Origin of the sequence: Neisseria sp. N95_16, assembly GCF_002551535.2 — a bacterium.
Taxonomy (GTDB): Bacteria; Pseudomonadota; Gammaproteobacteria; order Burkholderiales; family Neisseriaceae; genus Neisseria; species Neisseria brasiliensis.
Genome location: NZ_PDBT02000004.1, coordinates 43,286 through 53,720, shown reverse-complemented (window position 1 = coordinate 53,720; position 10,435 = coordinate 43,286). Strand labels below are relative to the sequence as shown.

The window sequence follows — 10,435 nt, the reverse complement described above, 5'->3', positions numbered from 1 at the left end:
CGGTTCTCGCCATTGTTTGTGTTTGCCTATATTTCGTTGGAATATAGGGTTAAAATAGGGCTCTTTTGGGCTTATTCAAATTAGGGACACGCCCTAATACGCTGATTTATTTTTTATCCTTGTATATCTAAAAAGGCCGTCTGAAAACTAAAATTTTCAGACGGCCTTTGCCATGTTTAAAATCAAAGCTGGTCTTTTTGCGCCAAAATGCGGCGGCTGCCGCTGATGTCGGCAGGGGTGACCACTCCTGCGTTTTCCAATGCTTCCATCAAATTAGCCGCACGGTTGTAGCCGATGCGTAATTGGCGTTGCAAAGCGGAAATTGAGGTTTTTTTGCTGTCTAACACAAATGCAACGGCTTGGTCGAATAATTCGTCGCTGTCGGCATTTGGGTTGACGATGTTTGTGGTTTCCAAAGCTGCTTCACCGCTGAGCAAGCCTTCGATGTAGCGGGTTGGGGCTTGTTCTTTGACATGGGCAACGACTTTATGCACTTCATCATCCGAGACAAACGCACCTTGCACGCGGGTTGGCTCGGCGCTGCCCGGTTGCAGGAATAAAGAGTCACCGTATTTCAGCAATTCGTCTGCGCCCATTTGGTCGAGAATGGTGCGGCTGTCGATTTTACTTTGCACGGTAAAGGCCATGCGCGTCGGGATGTTGGCTTTGATTAAACCGGTTACCACATCGACACTCGGGCGTTGTGTGGCAACAATCATGTGAATGCCAGCGGCACGCGCTTTTTGCGCCAAGCGGGCGATTTGCTGCTCGACGGCTTTGCGTTCGGTCATCATCAAATCGGCCAATTCATCAATCACCAACACAATCAGCGGCAGTTTTTCCAATGGCTCGGGGTCATCAGGATTTAAGCTGAAAGGGTTCAGCAACGGCTTGCCTGCTGCTTTGGCATCTTCGACTTTCTTATTGAAGCCGTCTAAATTGCGCACGCCGGCATGGGAAAGCAGGCGGTAGCGTTTTTCCATTTCGGCCACACACCAGTTCAGCGCCTGACCGGCTTCACGCATATCGGTGACCACCGGGCAGAGCAGGTGCGGGATGCCGTCGTAAATGCTCAATTCCAGCATTTTGGGGTCAATCATGATGAAGCGCACTTCATCCGGCGTGGCTTTATACAGCATGGACATAATCATGCCGTTGACGCCGACGGATTTGCCCGAACCGGTCATACCGGCTACCAATAAATGGGGCATTTTGGCCAAATCGCCGACTACCGGATTGCCGGAAATGTCTTTGCCCAAGGCGACAGTCAGCTTCGATTTCGCTTCGTTAAACACTTCTGAAGACAAGATTTCACTCAACATCACGTCTTGGCGGTGTTCGTTTGGCAATTCAATGCCCATGGTGTTTTTACCGGCAATGGTTTCCACCACGCGCACGGCCTGCACCGACATCGAACGCGCCAAGTCTTTGGCCAAACCAACAATCTGGCTGCCTTTCACGCCTTGCGCCGGTTCAATTTCAAAACGGGTAATCACAGGGCCTGCGGTGGCCGACACTACTTGCACGCCAATGCCAAATTCGGCCAGCTTGGATTCGATGCGTTCGGCAGTTTGCTGCAACACATCGGGATCAACGGCTACCGGTTCACCTTCAGGTATGCGCAGCAAATTCATGCTCGGTTTGTGGTATTCGCCCACGGCTTGCGGCTCTTTATGGTCGTCAAACAAAGACGTTTGAATTTTAGGCGGCGGCGCTACGGATACGGTCACGGCTTTGCGGTTGCTGCTGCTGCCTTCGATTTTCTGCATAGGCTCAGCAGTGATGGTCTTGGCTTCTTTCAATAGGCGGCGAGCCGGTTTGGTGTCGCGCAAATCGGTGGTGTCGTCGGCTTTTTGCTGCTTTTTATCGGCGATTTTTTGTTTGAGGTTTTGCAGGTTTTTTTCGGCATTGTGGCCGGTTTTAGCCAATACTTCCAGCCACGAAACTTGCGCCAGCAGTGAAATAGCCAACAGTAACACAACAAACATAATCAACAGGCTGCCGGATTTGCCCAGCAGCCAACCCAATCCCGAACCGGCAAACGCACCGATTAAACCACCGGCACCCACGGGCAGCGAGTCATTCAATGCGGCATCGAATGCGAAGTGCTCCAAAATCGGGCTGCACACCAGCAGCAAAAATAAGGCCAAAGCCGCTACGCCGTGATTGTAGGGTTTATGGTTTTCTTGCTTTTGCAGCGGACGGAAGTTTTTATAGAGAAACATACCCGAGGCGATAATCCACCACCAAAACGACAGGCCGAATAGGTAATAGCCAATGTCTGATACATACGCGCCGAACAAGCCGCCGAAGTTTTGCACTTTGCTGGTGTTGGCCACGCTGCGCGACCACGCCGGATCGCTCATGTCAAAGCTCAATAAAGAAATCGCCAGATAAATGGTCATCACCAAGCCGAACAGCCACATGGTGTCGTTGATGAGGTTCACTACATGCTCGGGGCGGGCTTTTTTTTCTTCGTCTTTTTGTAAGGCTTTGGCTGCTTTCAGGCTTTCCGACAACTTATTGGGCTGGGCAGCAGCTTGTGCTTTGGCTGAGCGGCGCACAGCAGGCTTGGCGGCTTCCGTTTTGGCTTTGACTTTGGGAGGTGTTTTCGTAGATTTTGTGGCCATAGAATTCTGTTGCAGAGGCCGTCTGAAACGGCGTCTAAAAGTAATGTGCGTAATGTCGAATTATACAATAAACCGCTGTCGTAATATACACAAAGGCCGTCTGAAATGTTTCAGACGGCCTAAATGATTGGTCTTAAATCAGGTTGCTGATAAAAATCAGTAGAATCACCAACGGCACCAAATATTTGACATAGTTGAACCAAATATTCACAGTGGTGTCGTTGCCTTGATGACGCAATTCGTCTTTCGCTTCATCTTTCATCATAAAGCCGACAAACAATGCCGAGCCCAAAGCCGTGAGCATAAACAGAATATTGCCGCTGATGAAATCGAAAGCATCAAAAATATTGCGGCCGAAAATTGAAATATCCCGCCAAGGGCCATAAGCTAAAATCGATGGAATATTGCCCAATACATAAATACCGCCCAATACAATGGTAATCGCTGCAGCACGACGGATTTTGGTTTTTTCCTGTAGCGCCGTAATCAACACTTCGTAAATGGTTAAAGAAGTGGTGAGCGCGGCAATCAGCAGCAGCGAGAAGAAAATCACCGCAAACACAGAGCCTGCCCACATATTGGAAAACACGATCGGCAGGCTTTGAAACACCAATGTCGGGCCGGAATTTGGCGCTACACCAAAGCTGAAGAGTGAAGGAAAAATCATAAAGCCCGCCAATACTGCAATCAAGGTATTGGTAACGGCGGTGATGACGGCCGTCTGAACCAGATTTTCGTTTTTATCCAAATAGCTCGACAAGGTAATCATCACGCCGAAGCCTAAACTCAAGGCGAAAAATACTTGTCCGAGCACGAAGACAAACAATTGCGCCGTGATTTTGCTGAAATCGGGTTTCAGATAAAACGTGATGCCTTCCATCGCGCCGGGTAGGGTAACGTTGCGCACCACCATCGCAATCAGGAATAAAAACAGCAGCGGCATTAAGTATTTGGCTGCTTTTTCAATGCCGCCAATCACGCCTTTGACCAAAATAAAATAGTTCGCCAACACAAACAGCAGGGTGTAAAGCGCAATCGACCATGGGCTATTTTCAATATGTTCGCTAAAAAATGCTTTGGTGACTTCTCCGTGAATCGGTTGCGACACATCCAAGCCGCCATCGATTAAGTTCATGATATAGCTGATAACCCAGCCGCCAAGCACCATATAATAAGCCATGATGCCGAATGCGCCGAGTAAGCCCATCCAGCCGACAAGTTTCCAGATTTTTGGTACCGGTTTGCCGTTGAGTTCGCCGCCAAAGGCATCCAGCGCGTTGACGCCTTTACGCCGACCAATCACGTTTTCCACCAAAATCATCGGAATACCGATCACAATCATGGCAATACAAAATAAAAACACATACGCGCCGCCACCGTTTTCACCGACTAAATAGGGGAAACGCCAAGTAGCGCCGAAGCCGACCGTCGCGCCGGCAACAGTCAGAATATAGGTCAATCGGTTTGACCAGGTTTGACGGGGTTGGGAAGAATTCATATTAATATATTCATAACAAGCAAAACTAAACGGCAATATTATACGCCTGATAAAGTATGCAATTTAGCTGAATATCAAAAAGTCTGATAGCGAATAATGCTGGAAAAGATAATTTTTATAGTGAAAAATAGTCATAATTAAGGCCGTCTGAAAGCAAAACAGGCGAAAAGACTGGTTTGAGATTGGGTTAACGATTCAGATTTGAGAGAGAGCTTGTGCTGTTACTGCGCAAACCTGTAGATAATCAAAACGAAAAAACCTGCCATAGGCAGGTTTTTTAATGTTCATCTAGAAAATAGATGTCGGATTAGCGGTCGTTAACCCAATCGTCCAATTCTTTTTCAACTTGTTCTTTGGTGTAGCCGTAACGCTCTTGAATGCGTCCTGCCAACTGATCGCGTTGGCCTTCTACGACTGCCCAATCATCATCGGTTAATTGGCCCCATTTCACTTTGGCTTTACCTTTTAATTGATCCCATTTACCTTCTACTTGATCCCAGTTCATACCAGTTCCTTTCGTTATGTTTTAAGGGGTACACACTTTGTGTCTTGTGTGAAACCATCGTAACCAAACGCGCTTGGCTGTGCAAGTAGGGAAATCACTGCCTTTACAATTAAATATTTTATCTCATTGTTTTCTAGAAAAATATTTAAAATGAATGAAATAGCATTTACTTAAACAATTAAATTTTAAAGAAAACAGACAAAATCATGGTTTGGTAAAACTTGAATGACGATTTAGATAGCAGGCTAAATTGGCTAGAGTAGTAAAATAAATTAATCAAAAGCTATTTGTTAATTGATGATAAATTTGGGATAAAAAAAAACCATCTATACTAAGGGGAAAAGTATAGATGGCCAAACACATTACGGGGAAAACGTCTTACTCACTTACTTACTTCTCTCGAAGCAAGTGTTACTCAGACAGGCGAATTATATAATAGTTCAGCGATATTTGTGTTAAGTTTTGTTAATTATAAAAGATGCTAAATAATTAATTGATTTTATTGAATTTAAAAATTCAAAATGTGTAATGATTTTTTGCAAAAACACAATTCAATAATCCATTTTGGATAAATTTCCATTCGCCCGCGGCTAAATTTTGCGTGTCCCAATCGCCGAATTTATCGCGATGTAGCTGTGCGACCCGGTTGCCGGCAGCGGCCACCATGCGTTTGACTTGGTGGTATTTGCCTTCGGTAATCGTCATGATCAGCGTGTTGGCATCTTCCAAATAAGCTTCGGCTGCGCGAACGGTTTCGTTGTCGTCATGTAATAGCACGCCGTTTTTCAAGGTTTCGCACAAGCTGTCATCAGCGGCGTGTTTGAGTGTCACGCGGTAAATTTTCGCCACTTTATGCTTGGGTGAGGTCACGCGGTGGTTGAACTGGCCGTCGTTGGTAATCAGCAAAACGCCTGTGGTGTCGGCATCCAAGCGGCCAACTGCCTGCATATCGATATTGCGCATGTGGTCGGGAAACAGGCTGAATACACTCGGGTATTGCTGCGGTTTGTGCGAGGTTTCGTAATTGGCAGGTTTGTTGAGCAGAATATAGAAGTGGGGCATGGGTACGACCACCACGTCATCGCCGTCAATGCTGAGCGTGTTGACATCGGCAGGTTCGATGGTGCTTTTGGCGTTGTTCCAAATGTCGCCGTTAATCACGACGCAATCGTTGTCGATCAGCCATTGGCATTGCTTGCGGCTACCGAGGCCTTGTGATTGCAGGTATTTGAGAAGTTGCATAATAGTATAGGGAATCAAGGTTCAGACGGCCTATTGTACTGTAATTTAGGCCGTCTGAAAGGTCTCAGGATTTGGACAGCAAAAAAAATCGCCCCTTTAAAATAATTAAGGGGCGCAAAAGGAACACAAACCACTACCAAAACTGTTACAGGGCAAATTCTCCTAATTTATGTGTTGCCGGATAAAGTGCTTTCATCAAATCATGCGGTGAGAGCGATAAATCTTTGCTGCCTGTGGTCAGGCGGCCTTGTTGCGGGGTAAGCTCCAATAGGCAGGTGGGGGCTGCTTGGATATGCTTACCTTTGCTGCGTTCCAAGCGACGCTGTAGGGCGCTGCTGACGCGCTGGTATAAATTGTCTTTCTGTTTCACTTCGCGGGTGTGGGCAACCCAACTTAACCGCGCTTGTGAAACTTCGTCTTCAATCAGCAAAATACCGGTATCAGATGGATTTTCAGACGGCATACACGGTAATCCAACATAATATCGACCATCTAAAGTCACATACACTGCGTCGTGTATTTCACAATCGCCGCAGCCTTGTGTGGCCAAAAGCGAGCGGATGGTGTGTTGGTGCAGTCTCAGAATGTCGAGAGAGACTTGCTTAAAAATACTTTCTGGCATGTGCTTCTCCTTTCTTTCTGTGTGTTGCGTTGTGTGTTTCGATGAGTTGAATTATACGGATTTCTCTCTAATTTGCAAATGATAATTGTTATTATTTTTTAATAATGAGATAAGATTTTGATTTTTATTAAAATTAATTTGAGATAAATTTTCAAAGCTTGAGTGATTTAGTAGGGAAATAGTAAAAATCAGCTTTTGCGGCATATTTTAATTGTTGTCTAAAAGTTTTCAGACGGCCTGAGTATTTGGGTGAATGAAAATCCGACTAAACTTTTGCAAACTATACTTTCACGCATTGATTTAGTATGATTCGGGCAACGAAAAAAGGACAGCCTCATGAGCAAACGCCAGATTATATTCGATACCGAGACCACCGGTTTTCTTGACGACCCGACCAACCGCATGATTGAGTTTGCCGGTGTTGAGATGATCAACCGTCAATTGACCGGCAATTATCTGCATCTTTATATCCATCCCGAACGCGATATTCCGGAAGACGCAGTTAAAGTGCATGGTTTGACATTGGAAGTGTTGGAAGAAAAAAACGCGCCGGTTTTTGCGGCGGTGGGGAATCAAATCGCCGATTTTATCCGCGATGCCGAAATCATTGCCCACAATGCGCCGTTTGATGAAGGCTTTTTAAACCGCGAATTTTCCAAAATCGGTTTGCCCAATGTGCGCGAGCTCGGCTGCCAAGTGACCGACACCTTGGCAATGGCACGTGAAATGTTCCCCGGCCAGAAAAACAGCTTGGATGTATTGTGTAACCGTTTTTCCGTCGACCGCAGTAAGCGTGTGTTGCACGGCGCATTGATCGACTGCGAATTATTGGCCGATGTGTATCTGGCCATGACCCGCCAGCAGTTTGACTTGATGGGCGGCGCAAATGAAGAAAGCGGCGAGGGGCAAGCGCAGGTGAATCTGGTGCAAACCACACGCAATGGCCGCCTGAAAGTGGTGCGTGCCGATGAAAGCGAATTGGCCGAGCATGAACAATATTTAGATGCGCTGGGCGATGAATGCGTTTGGCGCAAACCGGCAACGGTGGAGCAGCAGGCATGAAACGCAATATCGCTTTGATTCCGGCCGCCGGTATCGGCGCACGTTTTGGCGCGGGCAAGCCCAAGCAATATGTGGAAATCAACGGCAAAACCGTGTTGCAACACACTGTCGATATTTTCGAGCAGCATGAGCAAATTGATTTTATTGCCGTTATCGTGTCGCCGGAAGACCATATTTTTCAGACGGCCTCGGATAAAGTTGGCATATTTAAGGTGGGCGGTGAAACGCGTGCCGAAACCGTGCGCAACGGTGTGGAAGTTTTATTAAAACAAGGTTTGGCAGCGGAAACCGACAATATTTTGGTGCACGATGCCGCACGTTGCTGCCTGCCTGCCGAAGCCTTGAGCCGCTTGATTGAAGCAGCAGCCAATGTCGAACAAGGCGGGATTCTGGCGGTGCCGGTGGCGGACACTTTGAAACGCGCGGGTGAAGACAGCCAAATCACGGCAACCGTTTCGCGCGCCGGATTATGGCAGGCGCAAACGCCGCAGCTTTTTCAGACGGCCTTATTGCACCGCGCTTTGTCTGCCGATGATTTAAGCAGCGTGACCGATGAAGCATCGGCGGTGGAAATGCTGGGCGTGCAGCCGTTGCTGGTGTTGGGCGACACGCGCAATTTAAAGCTGACCTTACCGCAAGATGAATTTATTGTGCGTTTATTGCTCGCTAATTGAATATAAGGCCGTCTGAAATAATTTTTTTCAGATGGCCTGAAACATGAAACCAATACACAATAGGAAAGAAAACATGAATATCCGTATCGGACAAGGTTATGACGTTCACCAACTGGTCGAGGGGCGCGATTTGATTCTCGGCGGCGTGAAGATTCCGTTTGAAAAAGGCTTACTCGGCCATTCCGATGCCGATGCTTTGTTGCACGCGATTACCGATGCGGTATTGGGGGCAGCGGCGTTGGGTGACATCGGGAAGCTGTTTCCTGATACGGCGGCGGAAAACAAAGATGCCGACAGCCGCTTTTTGCTGCGTGAAGCCTATAAAGCGGTGCAGGCGCAGGGTTGGCAAGTAGTGAATGTGGACAGCACCATTATCGCCCAGCAGCCGAAACTACGCCCGCACATCGATGCCATGCGCGCGAATATTGCCGAAGATTTGGGCATTGATATGGCCTGTGTCAACGTGAAGGGTAAAACCAACGAAAAGCTCGGCTATCTCGGCCGCATGGAAGCGATTGAAGCGCAGGCGGCGGTGTTGTTAGCGCGTATCGGCAGCGAATAATCTGTCATGACGGCTTGCCGTCTCGATGTTAAAATTAAAGTGAGCAGTTTGTAAAAGGCTCAACATTCATCCACCATCATTTATAAGGGAGCAATCATGGCGACACAAGACGAATTGAAGCGAATTGCAGCGGAAAAAGCGGTTGAATTTGTGCCGGAAAACGAATACATCGGCATCGGCACCGGTTCGACCATCAATCTCTTTATCGAAGCTTTGGGTAAGAGCGGTAAAAAAATCAAAGGCGCGGTATCGACTTCGAAAAAATCCAGCGAATTGTTGGCGCAATACGGCATTCCCGAATTGTCGCTCAATGATGTGCATCATTTGGCGGTGTATATCGATGGTGCCGACGAAGTGAACCACATGCTGCAAATGATTAAAGGCGGCGGTGCGGCGCATTTGAACGAAAAAATCGTGGCCAGCGCGGCGGATAAATTTATCTGTATTGCCGATGAGAGTAAATACGTTTCACGCTTGGGTAAATTCCCGCTGCCGGTGGAAGTGATTCCGAATGCCCGTTCATTGGTATCGCGCAAACTGTTGGCCATGGGCGGCCAGCCTGAATTGCGTCTTGGTGTGACCACTTTTCACGGCAACCAAATCGTGGATGTGCATGGTTTGAATATCGACCGCCCGGTAACGCGTGAAGACGAAATCAACCAAATCGTCGGCGTGGTGGAAAACGGCATTTTCGGCCGCAATGCCGCAGATGTGTTGGTATTGGGTACGGCGGAAGGTGCTAAAGTGATTTATCCGGGTCAGGATTAAACCCGAATCTTCAGGCCGTCTGAAAAGTGTCAATTTTCAGACGGCCTTGATAATTATGGAATAACAAGATGTTGAAATGGTTGGCCATTTTGGCCGCAGTGGCCGGTGGCTTGGGGTATAGCAGCGATAAAATCGACTGGTTGAAAGTCGGTGGCGAAGTTGTCGAGCGTGTCAGACAGGTTAGCAATTGGAAAAGTGTGCTGCCCGATTTGTATGAATTGGCCGGCATCGAGAAAGCAGACAAGCAGAAGCAAAGCCAACAGAAAAATTACACCGGCCGCATCACACGCATTTCCGATGGCGACACCATCCACGTCACCGATGCCAACGGTCGCAAACACAAAATCCGCATGGCGCATATCGATGCGCCGGAAATGAACCAAGCCTACGGCACCCGTTCGCGCGACCAATTAAAAGCGGTGGCGGATAATGCCAAAGTCAAAGTGAAAGTGTTCGAGCTGGACCGCTACGGGCGCGAAGTGGCGCAAGTGTTTAAAGGCAATACCGATTTGAACCTGATGATGGTGCGCGAAGGTGCGGCGTGGCATTATGAATACTATGCCAAGAAGCAGCAAAACAAGCTGGCCTTTGCCGAATACGCCGCCGCGCAAAAACAAGCCAAGCGCGACCGCAAAGGCTTGTGGCGGGCAAAAAATCCGCAAGCGCCGTGGGATTTTCGCAAGCAGCAAAATGCTGAGAAAAATCAAAGCACCAATACCAAATGGTTTGGCTGGTAGTTTTCAGACGGCCTTTTCATTTGATTTTAAACAGGCCGTCTGAACACCAACACTTGCGAAATCGGCAATAAATCGGTATGTTGGATTTGATTCTTTTCCCACGATTCCCCCAGATTCTAAGAAAGGCCGTCTGAA

At 47.7% G+C, this 10,435-nt stretch carries 10 protein-coding genes; 5 read left to right on the top strand and 5 right to left on the bottom strand.

Annotated elements, in window-relative coordinates; all coding sequences use genetic code 11:
• Window positions 1-182: 182 nt before the first annotated feature.
• From CRG49_RS01450 to CRG49_RS01430, 5 genes are all read right to left on the bottom strand, one after another.
• Window positions 183-2,507 (bottom strand): DNA translocase FtsK, encoded by a 2,325-nt coding sequence (locus tag CRG49_RS01450; protein ID WP_369832010.1) that lies wholly within the window; start codon window positions 2,505-2,507, stop codon window positions 183-185.
• Between the two features lie 256 nt (window positions 2,508-2,763).
• Window positions 2,764-4,128 carry a sodium-dependent transporter gene (locus CRG49_RS01445; protein WP_095503416.1) on the bottom strand — a complete coding sequence of 455 codons (1,365 nt, stop codon included), beginning with the start codon at window positions 4,126-4,128 and terminating at the stop codon, window positions 2,764-2,766.
• Window positions 4,129-4,435: 307 nt separating this feature from the next.
• Window positions 4,436-4,633: a CsbD family protein gene (locus CRG49_RS01440; RefSeq protein WP_095503371.1), complete on the bottom strand. Its 198-nt coding sequence runs from the start codon at window positions 4,631-4,633 to the stop codon at window positions 4,436-4,438.
• A 516-nt stretch (window positions 4,634-5,149) separates the two neighbouring features.
• The gene (locus CRG49_RS01435) at window positions 5,150-5,875 is read right to left on the bottom strand and encodes a 16S rRNA pseudouridine(516) synthase (protein ID WP_095503372.1); all 726 of its coding nucleotides are present in this window, start codon (window positions 5,873-5,875) and stop codon (window positions 5,150-5,152) included.
• Between the two features lie 145 nt (window positions 5,876-6,020).
• A complete protein-coding gene (locus CRG49_RS01430) occupies window positions 6,021-6,497 on the bottom strand; it encodes a hypothetical protein (RefSeq protein WP_095503373.1) in 477 nt (158 codons plus the stop codon).
• A 336-nt stretch (window positions 6,498-6,833) separates the two neighbouring features.
• On the opposite strand from CRG49_RS01430, the gene dnaQ reads away from it, so the two are divergent.
• The 5 genes from dnaQ to CRG49_RS01405 all read left to right on the top strand — a co-directional run bounded on the left by dnaQ (window position 6,834) and on the right by CRG49_RS01405 (window position 10,300).
• Window positions 6,834-7,559, top strand: coding sequence for a DNA polymerase III subunit epsilon (gene dnaQ, locus CRG49_RS01425; protein WP_095503374.1), 726 nt, complete (start codon window positions 6,834-6,836; stop codon window positions 7,557-7,559).
• Window positions 7,556-8,233 carry a 2-C-methyl-D-erythritol 4-phosphate cytidylyltransferase gene (ispD, locus tag CRG49_RS01420; protein WP_095503375.1) on the top strand — a complete coding sequence of 226 codons (678 nt, stop codon included), beginning with the start codon at window positions 7,556-7,558 and terminating at the stop codon, window positions 8,231-8,233. Before dnaQ ends, ispD begins: the two co-directional genes overlap by 4 nt.
• A gap of 73 nt (window positions 8,234-8,306) precedes the next feature.
• A complete protein-coding gene (gene ispF / locus CRG49_RS01415; protein WP_095503376.1) occupies window positions 8,307-8,795 on the top strand; it encodes a 2-C-methyl-D-erythritol 2,4-cyclodiphosphate synthase in 489 nt (162 codons plus the stop codon).
• A 96-nt stretch (window positions 8,796-8,891) separates the two neighbouring features.
• On the top strand, window positions 8,892-9,563 hold the full coding sequence (rpiA, locus tag CRG49_RS01410; RefSeq protein WP_095503377.1) for a ribose-5-phosphate isomerase RpiA: 672 nt from the start codon (window positions 8,892-8,894) through the stop codon (window positions 9,561-9,563).
• A 68-nt stretch (window positions 9,564-9,631) separates the two neighbouring features.
• Window positions 9,632-10,300, top strand: a complete 669-nt coding sequence (locus CRG49_RS01405) for a thermonuclease family protein (protein ID WP_095503378.1) — start codon at window positions 9,632-9,634, stop codon at window positions 10,298-10,300.
• The last annotated feature ends 135 nt before the right edge of the window (window positions 10,301-10,435 follow it).